This is a genomic window from Marilutibacter chinensis (genome assembly GCF_021725675.1).
Taxonomy (GTDB): Bacteria; Pseudomonadota; Gammaproteobacteria; order Xanthomonadales; family Xanthomonadaceae; genus Marilutibacter; species Marilutibacter chinensis.
Window position 1 is genome coordinate 139,310 of record NZ_JAKJPO010000008.1, and the last position, 16,558, is coordinate 155,867.

Below are 16,558 nucleotides of genomic sequence, written 5' to 3' on the forward strand. Positions count from 1 at the left end.
CAGGACCGCTCCGCCGGTCAGTGACCGCTGATCCGCACGGCCACCTCGCGCCCGAGCAGGCAGGCGGCCAGCAGCTCCCAGCGCAGGCCGGTCCGCTCGACGAACTCGGTGAATGCGCGCAGTTCGTGCGTCTCGTAGCCCGGGTAGCCGAGCATGTCGTCGAACACGATCACGCTGCCGGCCTGCAGGCGTGGACCGACCGCCTCCAGCACGGTCCGGGTCGAACTGTAGATGTCGCAGTCGATGTGCAGCAGCCGCACCGGGCCCGGATGGGCGTCCAGGAATGGCGGCAGGCTCCGTTCGAACCACCCCGGATGCAGGCTCACGTTGGCAGCGACCTTCGGCAGCCGCCCGGCGGTACTGTAGCTGCCCGCGCCCTCGCCTGCCTTCCACGCCTCCGGCAACCCCTGGAAGCTGTCGAAGCCGTGCACCGGCTGCCCAAGGCGACGGGCGATGATGTCCAGCGACCGGCCGAAATAGACCCCGCACTCCATTGTCAGGCCTTCGAGCGACGCCGCCGCGAGCGCACACTCCAGCACCCGCGACGGCAGGCCGACGTGGCGTGCAGGCCCGTCCGCGTGCCGCGCCGCCCAGCGCAGCGATTCCCAGCGCGCGCGCTGCCCCGGATCCAGGCCGGGCGTCGCCAGCACCGCTTCGATCGTGTCCGGCGGCTGCCTCCCTGCAACGACGTCGATCGCCAGCGCGTAGCCAGCGCACGCCGGCTCGTTCGCCACCCGCATGAGCCGCGCCCGCGCCTGTTCCAGGTCGTCCGGCACCTCGGACAGCGCCGCGTGCAGCACGATCTGCGGGTCGTCCGGGTGCGCTTGCAGGGCCGATGCCAGCGCCGCGGCCTCGTCCTCGCGGAAACCGAGCATCGACGCCGCCCGCAGCAATGCCAGGTGCGCACCCGCGGCATCGGGGGCCCGGTCGCGCGCCTCGACGAAGCGGGGCCAGGCGTCGGCGTACTCGCCGCAGCGCCAGCAGCCCTGTGCCAGTTCCAGCGCGGTCCGCGCCGACGGCGCCTCCCGGTGCGCCGCAGCCAGGCCGGCCAGCCATTCGCGACGGGCATGGTCGAGTGCGTCGGTGCCGGCATTCGCAGGGGGCGGGAATCGGTCCATGCCGGCAAGGGTACGCGGTCCCCGTCGCCGGCCACCATGGACGAGGTCGGGTGTCGCACCATGGCGACCGGCCTATGCCCGGCTCCGACCGCTCGGGTAGGCTCGGGCCACGCCCCGGCAATGGGCGCCCGCCGCGCGATGCGCGGAGCGGTTCCACGGATACTCCGGCTCCATGGAGCCGCCGCCCAGGGGAAGCCGGACCCTTCAGCCTGCCATCGACTCTCGGGATACCTGCCCATGCGCGTGCTTGCCCTTGCCACCCTCTCCGCCACCCTGGCCGCTCCGTTGCCCGCCGTCGCACAGACGCCCGCTACCAATGGCGCGATGGGGGATGGCGAGCCGATCGCCCTGCACTGCGGTCGCCTGTTCGACGCGCGCAGCGGCGAGGTGCTCGGGCCGCACACCCTGCTGGTGCGCAACGGCCGGATCGAACAGATGATCAGCGGCGGCAATGCCGATGTGCTCGGGGTGGCATCGGTCGACCTGCGCGACCGCACCTGCAGCCCCGGCTGGACCGACCTGCATGTGCACATGGCCAGCCAGTCGAGCCCGCAGAGCTATTCGGAGGGCTTCCGCCTGGATCCGGTCGACTTCGCCTACCGCTCGGTCGGCTATGCGCGCAAGACCCTGATGGCCGGTTTCACCAGCGTCCGCGACCTCGGCGGCGAGGTCGCCCCGCACCTGCGCGATGCGATCAACCAGGGCCTGGTCGAGGGGCCGCGGATCTGGGCCGCGGGCAAGTCGATCGCGACCACAGGCGGCCATGCCGATCCGACCAACGGCTACAACGACGCGCTGTCGCACCTGATCGGCCCGCCCGGCCCGACCGAGGGCGTGATCAACTCGCTCGACGACGCACGCCAGGCGGTGCGCCAGCGTTACAAGGACGGCAGCGACGTGATCAAGATCACCGCCACCGGCGGGGTGCTGTCGTACGCGAAGTCCGGCGATGCGCCGCAGTTCACCGTCGACGAGGTCCGCGCCGTGGTCGAGACCGCGCAGGACTACGGCTACCGTGTCGCCGCCCACGCACATGGCGAGGAAGGCATGTACCGCGCGATCGAGGGCGGCGTGACCAGCATCGAGCACGGCACCTACATGAGCGAGCGGGTGATGGCGCTGATGAAGCAGAAGGGCACCTGGTACGTGCCGACGATCTACGCCGGGCGCTTCGTCGCCGACAAGGCCAAGGTCGACGGCTATTTCCCGGAAGTGGTGCGTCCGAAGGCGGCTCGGATCGGTGCGCTGATCCAGGACACCGCCGCCCGCGCCCATCGCAACGGCGTGAAGATCGCCTTCGGCACCGACATGGGCGTCGGGCCGCACGGCGACAACGCCCGCGAGTTCGTCTACATGGTCGAAGCCGGTATTCCGGCGGCGGCGGCGCTGCAGTCGGCGACGATCCATGCCGCCGAGGTGCTCGGGGTCGACGACCAGGGTGTGCTGGAGCCCGGCAAGCGCGCCGACGTGATCGCGATGCCGGGCAATCCGGTCGAGGACATCGACGCGGTGATGGGCGTGGACTTCGTGATGAAGGACGGCGTGGTCTACCGGCAGCCCTGATCCTTCATCGCAGGAGCGGCACCCGTCTCGAACCGGGTTTTCCCGTGACGGCCGGCGCGGCCGGCTCCGCTCGCCGCGAAGCCCATGCTCATCGCGGCGGCGGCTCCCAAAAGGCTTGCGCGGGCGCGATTTCCGGGCTGCGCCGCATCAATGCACCGCAGGCGAGATGACCGGCGAACCAGGCGGCGATCGCCAGCCGTCCGCCGGGCGCCGGCCACCATCCGGCCCGCGCGGACAACACGCACGCAAGCACCGCCAGCGCCGAAAGCAGCAGCCAGGCACCCGCCCGGCGCTGGCCCGCCTGCCGCAGCAGGGCCGGTGCCAGCAGCGCCGCCGCAGCCGGATAGGCGACCCACCACAGCATCCAGGCCAACGCATGGCGGCGGCTGCCGACGCCCTCGAGATCGGCCGCGTCCAGTGGCCACAGGCCCTGTGCCGCGAACGCGAGCGCCGACAGCGCCAGCGACCAGGCCCCGAGCCGTGCGACGAAGTTCCCCTTTCCGGGCAGGCACTCGCGCAGCATCACCGCCTGCATCGCCAGCAACAGGCCGGGCACGCCCCAGCCCAGCAGGTTGAAGGTGTCGGAGCCGGGCACGCCGCGCGCGCCCAGCAGAGCCAGCGGATGACGCGCATGCGAGTAGCCGTCGACGGCGAGGCCTCCGGCCAGCGCGGTCAGTACGAATGCCGCCGCAGCCGCGACCGGCGCCCATGAGAGCCAATAGGCGAGTCTTGTCCCCATCCCGGCATGCTAGCCCGGAACCGCCGCGATGCCATCGGCTGCTTGCATCGCCGCTGCCCGGCCCCATCTGAGCAGACAACCCCGCCATGCCGCGAGCCCGCCGATGACAGCCGAAACCGCTCCGCCCGCCCACGTCTTCGACGTCACCACCGACACCTTCGAGACCGCCGTCCTGCAACGCTCGACGCAGACGCCGGTGCTGGTGGACTTCTGGGCCGAATGGTGCGGCCCCTGCAAGTCGCTGGGGCCGGTGCTGGAAAAGCTCGCCCGGGACTACGGCGGCGCTTTCGAGCTGGCGAAGATCGATGTCGACAAGGAGCCGCAGCTGGCCGGCGCGTTCCAGGTCCGCTCGATCCCGACCCTGTTCCTGCTCAAGGGCGGCCAGGTCGTCGACGCGATCCCCGGCGCATTGACCGAGGGCCAGTTGCGCGAGTTCTTCGCCCACCACGGCATCGAGCCCGCGGTCACGATCGCCGGCGCCGACACCGACGCAGCGGATGCGGAGGCCGCGGCGGCTCCGGTCGATCCGCATGCCGAGGTCGTGCGCCTGCGCGGCGAGATCGCCGCAGCCCCGGACAGGGACGAACTCAAGCTCGACCTGGCGCTGGCCCTGCTCAAGACCGGCGCGGCCGCGGAGGCGCAACAGTTGCTCGACGCCCTGCCGGCCAACCTGGCCACCGACGACCGCACCGTGAACGCCCGGGCCCGCCTCGGCTTCGCCGCCCTGCTCAAGGACGCGCCGGCGCCGGAGGTGCTGGAGGCGGCGGTCGCCAGCGATCCGGACGATCTGCGCGCGCGCCATCTGCTCGGCACGCACCGGCTGGTCGGCGGGGAAAGCGAGGCCGCACTGGCACAGTTCCTGGAGATGCTGCGGCGCGATCGCGATTTCGAGGACGGACTGCCGCGCAAGGCGCTGATCGACGCGTTCCGGGTGATCGAGGACGCCGCCCTTGTCGGCGCATATCGCCGCAAGATGTCGTCGGTGCTGTTCTGAGGCCCGGACTCGGTACTCGCAGAGCGTAGCCGGGTAGGCCCGCAGGGCCCACCCGGGGCATGCAGCGTTCATCCCGGGTGCGCTGCGCATACCCGGGCTACGAAGCAAAGGCTTCGCAGGAGCGGCGTGAGCCGCGATGAAGCTTTCGTGGGCAGGCCCCATCGCGGCGCCGCTCCTACGGTCGTGCCCGGGCAGTGCCACTCGCCCGGGCAAACGCCGTCTTTGACAATACGCATGCGTATGGCAATCTGGCACTCCCCCCGTCACCTCCGCCCCGCATGAAAGCCAGCACCCTGCGCCGGGTCCTGAACTTCTGGCCGCCATTCCTCTTCAGCGGCGTCCACGTCGTCGCGATCGACGACGACTATCGCCATGCCGAGGTCGAACTGCGACTGCGCCCGTGGAACCGCAATTACGTCGGCACCCATTTCGGCGGCAGCCTGTTCGCGATGACCGATCCGTTCTGGATGCTGCTGGTGATGAACGCCCTCGGGCGCGACTACATCGTCTGGGACAAGGCCGGCACAATCGAGTTCGTGAAACCGGGACGCAGCCACGTGCGGGCGCGCTTCGAGCTGAACGATGCCGTACTCGACGAACTGCGCGCCGCCACCGCCGAGGGCGACAAGACGCTGCGCTGGTTCGATACCGACGTGATCGACGACGACGGCGAAGTGGTTGCCCGCGTCCGCAAGCAGCTGTACGTGCGTCGCAAGCGCGAACGGACAGGCTGAACGCGCCGCTCTCTTTCCATTCCGCTGCCTGCGCCGGTTCCGCCGGGCAGTCCGTCATCCGTCATCAACCCGGATGCCCGCTCCCTGCCGGCCAGCTTGACCGGCATCGCAGTTTGGCCGTTCGCACCCGTCGGGAACGGCTCTCCGGCGGTCGCTGCGCCTTCCCCTGCCATCCGATGACGGTATTCTCTGGGGTCCGCAACAGGGGGCGGGCAATGGCTTCATACGCGTCCAGCAACGACATCGGTTCTGTACCGTTTCCGGAGATCGACGGGTACCGGCTGATCCGCGTGCTCAATCATGGCTCGGCGTCGACCGTGTATCTGGGCGAGCAGACCTCGCTGTCCCGCCAGGTCGCGATCAAGGTGATGATGCCGCACGCGCTCGGCGACGAGGTCAGCCGGCGCCGCTTCGAGAACGAAGTCCGCACCATCGCCCGGCTCGAGCATCCTCACGTGGTCGGCATCCACGAGGTCGGCCGCACCCACAGCGGCCTGCCCTACTACGCTATGCCGTACATGCCGCGCGGCCATCTCGGCCAGCGCAGCTTCCGCAAGCAGGTGGCCGTCGGCGACGAGAGCCGGGTGATCGCGATCGTGCGGGCGCTGCTGTCGGCGCTCGAATACGCGCACGGCAACGGCGTGGTGCATCGCGACGTCAAGGCCGAGAACGTGCTGTTCGACGATGTCGACCGGCCGCTGCTGGCGGACTTCGGCATCGCCCTGCGCCGCGGCTACGGCCCGCGCGTCACCGCGACCGGGCTGGCGGTCGGCAGCACCGCCTACATGGCGCCGGAACAGGCGCGTGGCGAGGAGGTCGACGGCCGCGCCGATCTCTACAGCCTCGCGGTGCTGATCTGGGAAATGCTGACCGGCGAGCTCCCGTATCGTGCCGCCGACGCGCTGTCGATGGCGGTGATGCACGCGCAGGACCCGGTGCCGAAACTGCCGCTGGGTCTCCGCCACTGGCAGCGGTTCATGCAGCGCGCGCTCGCCAAGGCGCCGTCGGCGCGCTTCCAGGATGTCGCGCAGATGCGGGCGGCGATCGACCGGATCGAGACCCGGCGCAGTTGGCCGGGGCAGTCACTGCTGCGCCAGATCGGCGCGCCGCTGGCGCGCCACGCGGCGTTGATCGCGGGCCTGGCGCTCGCCCTGCCCGCGCTCGGCCTGCTGGCCTGGTGGCTGGGCAGCCGCGACAACGAAGGATTCTTCACGGCCTCGCCGGAGGCCACCGCACCGGTCGAGGTGGTCGACCCGACCGCGTCGATGCTGCGCCCGTTGCCCGAGGCGCCGCTGCAGGCCACGCTGGAAAACGCGCGGCGGCAGCTGGACCAGCGCAACCTGACCGCGCCGGACGGCGACAACGCGCTGGCCAGCGTGATCGAGGCCTCGCGGCTGGAGCCGGCGAATGCCAACGTCCAGGCGCTGGCCGGCGAGCTGTCGCAGGCGCTGACCGCCGAGTTGATCGCCAACCTGCGCGACGGTCGCTTCGGCCGCGCGGGCGATTACCAGCGGCACCTCGATGCCCTGACCGGCCAGACCGGAGCGCTCGCTCCGGAGCTGCGGAAGGAGAAGCAGCGCCAGGTGCTCGCCGCGCTGACCGCGCGCGTCGACGCATCGGTCGCCGGCAACGATCGCGCGTCGGCGGTCAGGATCGCCGCGCTCGCTCCCGACTTCGGCGTGCCGGCCGCCGAGTCGGCACGGCTGGCCGCGCATGCGAAGTCGGCGCAGCCGGCAGCGGCCGCGGAGCCGGAGGGCGGGGCCACCGGTATCGCCGAACCGCATCTGCAGCGCAGACCGGTCACGGTCGCCGACTACACCCGCTTCGCCGAGGCCACCGGCCGCAAGCCGAGCCTGTGCCGCGAACGCGGCTCCCTGCTGCGCGTGCTGGCTCCCCGCGACTACCGTTCGCCGGGGTTCGACCAGAACGGCAATTCGCCGGTGGTCTGCGTCTCGATGATCGACGCCGAGGCCTATGCGCTGTGGTTGAGCCAGCAGACGGGGCACCGGTACCGGGTGCCGACGCTGGCGGAATCGCGCGAGACCGCGGCCGTCGTCAGCGGCCGCGAGCTGTCGCTGTGGCAGCGCGACTGCGCCCAGGACTGCAACAGGCGCCGGGTCAGCGGCCGCTCATGGCGCAGCAACGACGACGATCGCCTGCTGCAGTCGTCGCGCGGCTTCGACGACGTTGGCTTCCGCCTGATCCGCGAGGACTAGGAACCCCTCGATCCGTTCCCTCTCTCCAACGGCTTCATCGCGGGGTGAGGACCGGGGCGTGGGAACGTTGTTGCCGTTGCCCTTCAGGTCCTCGACAAAAAACAGAAGACGCAACAGCCACCGCACCCTCGTCGCCCGGCGGCGGCCCGGAGAGAAGGCGCCATCCGGAGCACGCCCGGCGCCTGCGCGGTCGCACTCTCCGTCTCCGGCTGCGCGGGCCGATCGGCACGGCCGTCGCCGTTGTCGCCGCACCACACTGCCCCTCGTTCCGCTGCGGGCCGCCCCGTACAATCCGCGGATGCGCGTCCATTCCCTGCAACGGCTGTTCCTTACCGGCCTGCTGACCCTGTTCCCGCTGTGGCTGACATGGGTGGTGGTCAAGTTCGTGTTCGTGCTGCTGACCGACATCAGCAAACCCTTCGTCGCGCCGCTGCTCGGACAGCTCGCCGCCAGCGCGCCACGGACGCTGGGCTGGGTCGACGATCCCTGGCTGCAGACCGCCCTCGCGTTGCTGGCGACGCTCGGGGTGATCCTGTTGTCGGGAGTGATGGCGCGCCGCGTGTTCGGCCAGCGGATGCTGCGCTGGCTGGAATCGCTGATCGAGCGCATCCCGTTCGCGAGCACGATCTACGGCAGCGCGCGCAAGCTCCTCGACATCCTGCAGACCAAGCCCGACGGCACCCAGCGGGTGGTGCTGGTCGACTTCCCGCATACGGAGATGAAGTCGATCGGTTTCGTGACCCGGGTGCTGAAGGAACAGGGCAGCGGGCGCGAACTGGCGGCGGTCTACGTGCCGACGACGCCCAATCCGACTTCCGGCTATCTGGAAATCGTCCCGGTCGAGAAGATCACCCCGACCGACTGGAGCGTCGACCAGGCGATGAGCTTCATCATCTCAGGCGGCGCGGTGTCGCCGGAAAGCATCCCGTTCAGCCCCCCCGCCGAAGCGGTCCCGGAGGACGGCGCATCGCGCTGAGCCGGCCGCTGCTGGAGGACCGCGCCACCCGGCTGTTCATCGCCCTGGCGGTGTTCTTCTGCGTCAACGCGGTGCTGGCCGAGTTCATCGGGGTCAAGATCTTCGCGCTCGAGGACACCCTCGGGATCGCCCCGCTGCAGTGGAACCTGTTCGGCCAGAGCGGCTCGCTGAGTTTCACCGCAGGCACGCTGCTGTGGCCCATCGTGTTCCTGATGACCGACGTCATCAACGAATTCTTCGGCCAGCGTGGCGTGCGCTACATCTCCTGGCTCGCGGCGGGACTGATCTGCTACGGCTTCATGTTCGCGTTCGCGGCGATTTCGCTGGCCCCGGCCGGCTGGTGGGTCGGCGCCGCCGCCGATCAGGGCGTACCCGATTACCAGGCCGCGTTCGCGGCGGTGTTCGGCCAGGGCCTGTGGACGATCGCAGGTTCGCTGGTCGCGTTCCTGCTCGGCCAGCTGATCGACGTGGCGGTGTTCCACCGCATCCGCCGCGCGACCGGCGAACGCTGGGTGTGGCTGCGTGCGACCGGATCGACCGCGGTGTCGCAACTGGTCGACAGTTTCGTTGTGCTCTACATCGCCTTCGTGCTCGGGCCGCAGAAGTGGCCGGCCTCGCTGTTTCTGGCGGTCAGCACGGTCAACTACGGCTACAAGATGCTCGCCGCCTTCGCGATGATTCCGCTGATCTACCTGCTGAGGGCGGGTATAACCCGCTATCTCGGGCCCGAACGGGCCGCACTGCTGCGTGCCGAGGCCGGTGCCTGAGAGGCTGTCCGAGGTCTCCAACTGCCTGCGCCGGGGCCTTCGGCATGACCAAAGGCCCATGCCCGCCCCGATGGCAGCGATGATGCTGGGTCATTGCCCCGGTCGCACGCCCCGATCCGGCGCCGCACGAGCGACCGCCGCCGACCCGCCTGTCGCGCCATCACAGGAGCCCATGATGATCCGTTCCAGCCTCGCCCGGACCCCGCTGGCCGCCGCAATGGCGCTGACCGTCGCCTTCGCCGGCCTCGCCACCTCGCCCGGCGCATCCGCGCAGCCGCCGGAGGTCTTGCCGTCAGCCGCCGCGACGGCATCCGACAACGCCAAGGCCGCGAAACTCGACGCGTTGTACGAGCAGTACTGGGAAGAGATGCTGGAGATGAACCCGCTGGCCGCCACCTTCCAGGGCGATCCGCGCTACAACGATCGCCTGCCGAACTTCCTGTCCGAAGCGTTCCGCCAGAAGTCCCACGACTTCACGCTGCGCTGGCTGAAGACGATCGAGGACGTCGGCTCCGACGGGCTGCGCGGCCAGGACCTGCTCAGCTACCAGATCTTCGTGCGCGACGCGCGGATGGAGCTGGAGGGCGAGCGGTTCCCCGGCTGGCAGCAGCCGATCAACCAGTTCTACAACCTGGCTTCGATGGCCGTGCAGCTGGGATCGGGCACCGGTGCGCAGCCGTTCAGGACGGTCGAGGACTACGACGACTGGGTCGAGCGTGCCTCGCAACTGCCGGAACTGTTCGACCAGGCGATCGCGAACATGAAGACCGGCGTCGAGAACGGCGTCGTGCAGCCGCGTGCGTTGATGGAGAAGGTCGTCCCGCAGCTGGACGCGCTGATCAAGGACAAGCCCGAGGACACGCTGTTCTGGGGACCGGTCAGGAACTTCCCGGAGGACTTCTCCGACACCGACAGGCAGCGGCTGACCGAGGCCTATCGCAGCCTGATCGCCAACCAGTTGATGCCGGCCTACCGCAAGCTGCGCGCATACATCGTCGACGAATACATGCCGCATACCCGCGCCAGTGCCGGCATGGACGCGCTGCCCGGCGGCGATGCGTGGTACGCGTATCGGGTGCGTGCGTCCACCACCACCGATCTGAGTCCGGCGCGGATCCACCAGATCGGCCTGGACGAGGTCGCGCGCATCCACGGCGAGATCCGCAAGGTGATGGCCGAGGTCGGCTTCGAGGGTTCGCTGCAGGATTTCTTCAGGTTCATGCAGACCGATCCGCGCTTCAGCTTCGAGAGCGAGGACGCCCTGCTCGCCTACTACCGCGGGCTCGAGGACAAGATCAATCACAAGGTGCCCGAGCTGTTCTCGCTGACGCCGAAGGCGCCGTTCGAGATCCGTCCGGTCGAGCCGTTCCGCGCCCAGTCCGCCGCCGGCGGCTCGTACATGCGTCCGAGCGAGGACGGCAGTCGCCCCGGCATCTTCTACGTCAACACCTACGACCTGCCGACCCGCAAGACCTGGGATGCCGAGGACCTGTTCCTGCACGAGGCGATTCCCGGCCATCACTTCCAGCTCGCGCTGCAGCAGGAGCTGACCGGGCTGCCGAAGTTCCGCCGTTTCGGCGGCGAGACCGCGTTCTCCGAGGGCTGGGGCCTGTACGCCGAATCGCTTGGAAAGGATCTGGGTGTCTACACCGATCCGTACAACCATTTCGGCTACCTGCAGAACGAGCTGTGGCGCGCGATCCGCCTGGTGGTCGACACCGGCCTGCACAGCAAGGGCTGGACCCGCGAACAGGTCATCGACTACATGCTGGAGAACTCGGCCGAGAGCGAGACCCAGGCCACCGCCGAGGCCGAACGCTACATGGCGATCCCGGGCCAGGCGCTGGCCTACAAGATCGGCGAACTGAAGATCAAGGAACTGCGCGCGCGGGCCGAGAAGGCCCTGGGCGACGGCTTCGACGTCCGCGCGTTCCACGCCGAGGTGCTGAAGGACGGCTCGGTGCCGCTGGACGTGCTGGAAGCCAAGATCGACCGCTGGATCGCCGCTCAAGGCGACTGATCCGCGACTGTTCCACGCGGCCGCTGTCCATCGGCCGCCCCACCCCCTGGAGGTCCACGTGACGCTTCGCCCCATCCTGCTCGCCGCCGCGGTCGCCGCGGCGCTCACCACCCTGTCGGGCTGCAGCCAGCCGGCCGGCAACGACACCGCCAAACCGGCAGCCACCGCCCAGGACGCCGCGGCCCGCGCCGAACAGCTCGACAGGATCTATGCCGACTACTGGGAAGCCTTCCTCGAACTCAACCCGATCATGGCGACGTTCCAGGGCGACCCGCGCTACAACGCCGAGCTGCCCGACATGGGCTCGGCCGAGTATCGCGAGCGTTCCGAACAGTTCACCCGTGATTGGCTGGCCAGGGTCGAGGCGGTCGGCAGCGAGGGGCTGCAGGGCCAGGACCTGCTGAACTACGAGATCTTCGTCGCCGACGCTCGCGAAACGCTCGAAGGCTTCAAGTTCCCGGGCTGGATGATGCCGGTCAACCAGATGGGCAGCCTGGCCTCCTACGCGGCCCAGTTCGGCTCCGGCACCAGCCTGCAGCCGTTCAAGACCGTCAAGGACTACGAGGACTGGCTCAAGCGCGCCGGACGCATGCCGGTACTGTTCGATACCGAGATCGCCAACATGCGCGAAGGCATCGAGGCCGGCGTGGTGCAGCCGCGCGCGTTGATGGAGAAAGTCGTGCCGCAGCTGGACGCGCTGATCAAGGACAAGCCCGAGGACACGCTGTTCTGGGGACCGGTCAGGAACTTCCCGGAGGACTTCTCCGATGCCGACAGGCAGCGGCTGACCGAGGCCTATCGCAGCCTGATCGCCGACCAGCTGATGCCGGCCTACCGCGAGCTGCGTGCATTCATCAACGACGAGTACCTGCCCGCGACCCGCGACAGCGTCGGCCTCGACCAGTTGCCGGAAGGCCAGACCTGGTACGCGTTCAACGCCCGCCAGAGCACCAGCAGCGACCTGACCCCGGCGCAGATCCACCAGATCGGCCTGGACGAAGTCGCGCGCATCCACGGCGAGATCCGCAAGGTGATGGCCGAGGTCGGCTTCGAGGGTTCGCTGCAGGACTTCTTCAAGTTCATGCAGACCGACCCGCGCTTCAGCTTCGAGAGCGAGGACGCCCTGCTCGCCTACTACCGCGGGCTCGAGGACAAGATCAATCAAAAGGTGCCGGAGCTGTTCTCGCTGACGCCGAAGGCGCCGTTCGAGATCCGTCCGGTCGAGCCGTTCCGCGCCCAGTCCGCCGCCGGCGGCTCGTACATGCCACCCAGCGAGGACGGCAGCCGCCCCGGCATCTTCTACGTCAACACCTATGACCTGCCGACCCGCAAGACCTGGGATGCCGAGGACCTGTTCCTGCACGAGGCGATTCCCGGCCATCACTTCCAGCTCGCGCTGCAGCAGGAACTGGAGGATGTACCGGCGTTCCGCCGCTTCGGCGGCGAGACCGCGTTCATCGAGGGCTGGGGCCTGTACGCCGAGTCGCTGGGCAAGGACCTGGGTGTCTACACCGATCCCTACAACCATTTCGGTTACCTGCAGAACGAGCTGTGGCGCGCGATCCGCCTGGTCACCGACACCGGCCTGCACAGCAAGGGCTGGACCCGCGAGCAGGTGATCGACTACATGCGCGAGAACTCGGCCGAGAGCGAGACCCAGGCCACCGCCGAGGCCGAACGCTACATCGCGTGGCCGGGCCAGGCGCTGGCCTACAAGATCGGCGAGCTGAAGATCAAGGAACTGCGCGCGCGGGCCGAGAAGGCGCTGGGCGACGGCTTCGACGTCCGCGCATTCCACGCCGAGGTGCTGAAGGACGGCTCGGTGCCGCTGGACGTGCTGGAAGCCAAGATCGACCGCTGGATCGCCTCTCAACAAAGCTGAACGCATCCGCTACAGCGACTGGCCAGGCCGGATCCGGGCGACCGGGTCCGGCCTTTTCCTGGGGATAAGTCAGGAAAAACCGGCATAATTGAGATCATTGTCACAACGAGGTCTTGGCCGGACGGCTTTCGATCCCGGGACGGATGAGCCGGCCAGTAGCGGAAATTGCCGCCAGACTTGCCGCGCATACGCGATGCCGCCGGCTTCACAAGCACCGCCAGACAGGGAGATCCAATGCGTTGTATCAACACGACGGCAATGTCCGGCCGCCGCCGCTGTCGCCTTTCTTCCCGATCGACCTGTCTCCTCGTCCTGATCCTGATGCTGCTGCCGGTCGTCGCGACCGCGGCAGACTGGACCTATCGCGTCCGCCCCGGCGACACCCTGTGGGATCTCGGCGCACGCTACCTGCGGGCCGACATCGGTTGGCAAAGACTGCAGATGCACAACGCGATCTCCGATCCCTACCGGCTGCCGCCGGGATCCCGGCTCGACATACCGGTCGAATGGTTGCGGGTCGACCCCGCACGCGCGCGGCTGGTCGCAGTACGTGGCGAGGTGCGTGCGCAACCGTCGCCGCGGACACCCGAGCAGGACGCCAGCGAGGGCATGCGCCTGGGCATCGGCGGCTGGCTGCAGACCGGTCCTCAGGCCAGCGCGACGCTGGAGTTCGCCGACGGCTCGCGGATGCTGGTCCAGGCCGGCAGCCGGGTCGAGTTTGACAAGCTCAGCGCCTACGGTGCGACCGGCATGGTCGACACCCGTCTGCGGCTGATCCAGGGCCGTACCTCCAACCACGTCAAGCCGGCCACCGGTCCGGCGTCGCGCTACGTCATCGACACGCCGTCGGCGACCACCAGCGTGCGCGGCACCCGCTTCCGCGTCGGTGCCGGCAACGGCGGAGGGCCGGATCTGACCGAGGTTCTGGAGGGGCTCGTCCATGTCGGCCGCGAGGCCGGCGACGTACTGTTGCGCCACGGCCATGGCGCGCTGGCCGGTGCCAACGCCCCCGAAGGCGTGCTCGAACTTCCGCCTGCCCCGGTGATCGACGACCCGCAGACCCGCCTGCACTCGCTTCCGGTCCGGCTCGCCTGGTCGGGAACGGAGGACGCCGCCGCCTATCAGGTCGAGGTCGTCAGCGAGGCCGAACCGGACGTGCTGCTGTTCGAAACCCTGACCACGGCGACAGAGCTCCGCATCGACACCCTGCCCGCCGGCGAACATCGCCTGCGGCTGCGGGCGGTCGATGCCAACGGCCTGCAGGGCCACGATGCGATGCGGAGCTTCACGATCAATGCCGATCCGGCGCCGCCGATCGCGATCGGTCCGCGACGCGACGCGGTGCTGCACCACCCGCGCCCGCGCTTCGAGTGGACCCGTCCCGAGAAGGCCACCGAGACGGTGTTCCAGCTCGCCACCGACCCCTCGTTCGACACGTTGCTGAGCGACGCGGTGACCGGTCAGACGCGCCGACGCACGGAACGGGAGCTGCCACCGGGCCGCTACTGGTGGCGGGTCGCGTCGCGCGACGCCGCAGGTCGCCAGGGACCGTTCGGCGACGCGTTGGCATTCGAGGTGAGTGACCGGCCGGTCGACCCCGGCCTGGAAACGGAGGCCGGCCGCGGCCGGGTCACCCTGCACTGGCAGGAAGGCCCGCCGGGACAGCGCTATCGCATCCAGATCGCGCGCAAGGCGGATTTCGCCAAACCCTTCGTCGATCGCGAGATCGAGGTCCCGCAGCTCCAGCTCGACCGTCCGCTGGGCGGCCGCTGGTACATCCGGGTGCAGGCGATCGACGATGACGGCTACGCCCATCCGTTCGGCCCGGCACAGGAGGCCAGGTTCCCCTGCCGCCTCTGCTACGGCGCCGGTGCGACCACCTTGCTGTTGCTGCTGGCATTGTGAGCGGTAGCGGGCTGCCGTGGACGTGGCGGGGGGCGCTGGCCGGCGCCGCCGCGGTAGCCGCGGCCGTGCTCAGCCTCGGCGACGTCACCCAGCGCGCGGACGACCTGTTCTACGACCTGCATGCGTCCCGCTGGGGCTACCCGGTCGACGGCGACGTCGCGATGATCGCGATCGACGATCGCAGTCTCGGTGTGATCGGCCAATGGCCGTGGCCACGCAGCGTGCATGCGCAACTGCTCGAGCGGCTGGACGACAGCGGCGTCCGCGGGATCGCGTTCGACCTGATCCTGTCCGAGCCCGACCGCAACGACCCCGACAACGACCTGCTGCTGGCCGAGGCGATGCAGCGCAACGGCCGCGTCGTGTTGCCGGTGATTCCGACCATGCAGAACCAGAGCGGGCCGCCGATCGAGGTACTGCCGAACCCGGTGATCGCCTCCAGCGTCGCGGCACTGGGGCACACCGACGTGGAGCTGGAGCCGTCTGGCGCCGCGCGCGAACTGTACCTGCATGCCGGCCTCGGCGAGTCGCGCTGGCCGGCGCTGGCGCTGGCGCTGCTGCGGCTCGATGGCGTCATCACCGACGATGAGGTGCCCGGCCTACGCCGCCCCGACGGACAGGCCGGATCGCCTTACCGGTGGGTGCGCGATCACCGGGTCCGGATCCGCTATGCCGGCCCGCCCGGAACCTTCCCGGAGATGTCATACCTCGACGTGCTGGAAGGCCGGATCCCCGACGGGGCGCTGCGCGGCCGCTGGGTGGTGGTCGGCGTCACCGCCACCGGCATCGCGCCGGGTTTCCGCACCCCGATGTCGGGGCTGCCGATGAACGGCGTCGAGTACCAGGCCAACGTGATCGAGATGCTGCTGCACCGGCGCGCGATCATCCCGCTGGCACCGTTGCCGCAGGCGGCGATCGTCGGCCTGATCGTGTTCGCTTGCGCGCTGCTGTCGCTGTCGCCCGGGGTGATGCGGCCGCTGTCGGCGACGGTCGCCGGCGTCGGCGCGTCGTTCCTCGCCAGCGTGCTGCTGATGAGACTGGGAAGCGTCTGGTTCGCGCCGGTCGCGGCGGCCGGGGTGATCGCGGCGACCCACATGCTGTGGATGGGCCGCCACCTGTTGCACTGGCGCCGCCAGGCCCACCACGACACCCTGACCCTGCTCGCCAACCGCCGCCACTTCGATGCGGTGATGGAACGCCGCATCGCCGCCGCGCGGCGCTCGCAGTCGCCGCTGTCGCTGCTGCTGATCGATGTCGACCACTTCAAGCGCTACAACGACAGCGAGGGGCACCTGGCCGGGGACCGCCTGCTGATGCGGGTCGCCACCGCCATCGCCCGACATGCCCGCCGCAGCGGTGATCTCGCCGCCCGCTTCGGCGGCGACGAGTTCGCCCTCATCCTGCCGGACACCCCCGCCGCCGGCGCCGGCCGGATCGCCGAAGGCATCCTGGCGGCGATGCGCGAACAACCGACCCCGGCCGGCCTCAGCATCGGGATCTGCACCTGCATTCCCGATGCGGCGACCACCCCGCGCCTGATGCTCGAGCAGGCGGACAAGGCGCTGTACCGCACCAAGCAGAACGGCCGGAACGGCTACATGCTGTACGCGCCGGCCTGATTCAGGCGGACTGCGGCGGACGACC

Annotated in this window: 12 protein-coding genes; 10 read left to right on the forward strand and 2 right to left on the reverse strand. The window is 69.6% G+C overall.

The window, feature by feature from the left end:
* Positions 1-17 precede the first annotated feature (17 nt).
* On the reverse strand, positions 18-1,118 hold the full coding sequence (locus L3V18_RS13025; protein WP_237055570.1) for a class I SAM-dependent methyltransferase: 1,101 nt from the start codon (positions 1,116-1,118) through the stop codon (positions 18-20).
* Between the two features lie 237 nt (positions 1,119-1,355).
* Between L3V18_RS13025 and L3V18_RS13030 the strand changes: the two genes are divergently transcribed.
* The gene (locus L3V18_RS13030; protein ID WP_237055572.1) at positions 1,356-2,681 is read left to right on the forward strand and encodes a metal-dependent hydrolase family protein; all 1,326 of its coding nucleotides are present in this window, start codon (positions 1,356-1,358) and stop codon (positions 2,679-2,681) included.
* 88 nt (positions 2,682-2,769) lie between these two features.
* Here the strand turns inward: L3V18_RS13030 and L3V18_RS13035 are convergent, their stop codons facing one another.
* Positions 2,770-3,420 (reverse strand): DUF998 domain-containing protein, encoded by a 651-nt coding sequence (locus L3V18_RS13035; RefSeq protein ID WP_237055575.1) that lies wholly within the window; start codon positions 3,418-3,420, stop codon positions 2,770-2,772.
* Between the two features lie 103 nt (positions 3,421-3,523).
* On the opposite strand from L3V18_RS13035, the gene trxA reads away from it, so the two are divergent.
* From trxA to L3V18_RS13080, 9 genes are all read left to right on the forward strand, one after another.
* Positions 3,524-4,414 (forward strand): thioredoxin, encoded by an 891-nt coding sequence (gene trxA, locus L3V18_RS13040; RefSeq protein WP_237055577.1) that lies wholly within the window; start codon positions 3,524-3,526, stop codon positions 4,412-4,414.
* Between the two features lie 278 nt (positions 4,415-4,692).
* On the forward strand, positions 4,693-5,148 hold the full coding sequence (locus L3V18_RS13045) for a DUF4442 domain-containing protein (RefSeq protein WP_237055580.1): 456 nt from the start codon (positions 4,693-4,695) through the stop codon (positions 5,146-5,148).
* A gap of 215 nt (positions 5,149-5,363) precedes the next feature.
* On the forward strand, positions 5,364-7,364 hold the full coding sequence (locus L3V18_RS13050; protein WP_237055582.1) for a bifunctional serine/threonine-protein kinase/formylglycine-generating enzyme family protein: 2,001 nt from the start codon (positions 5,364-5,366) through the stop codon (positions 7,362-7,364).
* 298 nt (positions 7,365-7,662) lie between these two features.
* Positions 7,663-8,340, forward strand: coding sequence for a DUF502 domain-containing protein (locus L3V18_RS13055; protein ID WP_237055584.1), 678 nt, complete (start codon positions 7,663-7,665; stop codon positions 8,338-8,340).
* Positions 8,337-9,107: a queuosine precursor transporter gene (locus tag L3V18_RS13060; RefSeq protein ID WP_237055717.1), complete on the forward strand. Its 771-nt coding sequence runs from the start codon at positions 8,337-8,339 to the stop codon at positions 9,105-9,107. Before L3V18_RS13055 ends, L3V18_RS13060 begins: the two co-directional genes overlap by 4 nt.
* A 175-nt stretch (positions 9,108-9,282) precedes the next feature.
* Complete coding sequence (locus L3V18_RS13065; RefSeq protein WP_343226337.1) at positions 9,283-11,127, forward strand: DUF885 domain-containing protein; 1,845 nt, start codon at positions 9,283-9,285, stop codon at positions 11,125-11,127.
* Positions 11,128-11,185: 58 nt separating this feature from the next.
* Positions 11,186-13,009 (forward strand): DUF885 domain-containing protein, encoded by a 1,824-nt coding sequence (locus tag L3V18_RS13070; protein WP_237055585.1) that lies wholly within the window; start codon positions 11,186-11,188, stop codon positions 13,007-13,009.
* A gap of 321 nt (positions 13,010-13,330) precedes the next feature.
* A complete protein-coding gene (locus L3V18_RS13075; RefSeq protein ID WP_237055587.1) occupies positions 13,331-14,914 on the forward strand; it encodes a FecR family protein in 1,584 nt (527 codons plus the stop codon).
* Positions 14,911-16,533: a CHASE2 domain-containing protein gene (locus tag L3V18_RS13080; RefSeq protein WP_237055589.1), complete on the forward strand. Its 1,623-nt coding sequence runs from the start codon at positions 14,911-14,913 to the stop codon at positions 16,531-16,533. Before L3V18_RS13075 ends, L3V18_RS13080 begins: the two co-directional genes overlap by 4 nt.
* Positions 16,534-16,558: the final 25 nt, after the last annotated feature.

Coding starts and splice junctions, on each gene's coding strand:
- L3V18_RS13025 (WP_237055570.1), bottom strand. CDS start 1,118: ATGGACCGATTCCCGCCCCCTGCGAATGCCGGCACCGACGCACTCGAC.
- L3V18_RS13030 (WP_237055572.1), top strand. CDS start 1,356: ATGCGCGTGCTTGCCCTTGCCACCCTCTCCGCCACCCTGGCCGCTCCG.
- L3V18_RS13035 (WP_237055575.1), bottom strand. CDS start 3,420: ATGGGGACAAGACTCGCCTATTGGCTCTCATGGGCGCCGGTCGCGGCT.
- trxA (WP_237055577.1), top strand. CDS start 3,524: ATGACAGCCGAAACCGCTCCGCCCGCCCACGTCTTCGACGTCACCACC.
- L3V18_RS13045 (WP_237055580.1), top strand. CDS start 4,693: ATGAAAGCCAGCACCCTGCGCCGGGTCCTGAACTTCTGGCCGCCATTC.
- L3V18_RS13050 (WP_237055582.1), top strand. CDS start 5,364: ATGGCTTCATACGCGTCCAGCAACGACATCGGTTCTGTACCGTTTCCG.
- L3V18_RS13055 (WP_237055584.1), top strand. CDS start 7,663: ATGCGCGTCCATTCCCTGCAACGGCTGTTCCTTACCGGCCTGCTGACC.
- L3V18_RS13065 (WP_343226337.1), top strand. CDS start 9,283: ATGATCCGTTCCAGCCTCGCCCGGACCCCGCTGGCCGCCGCAATGGCG.
- L3V18_RS13075 (WP_237055587.1), top strand. CDS start 13,331: ATGCTGCTGCCGGTCGTCGCGACCGCGGCAGACTGGACCTATCGCGTC.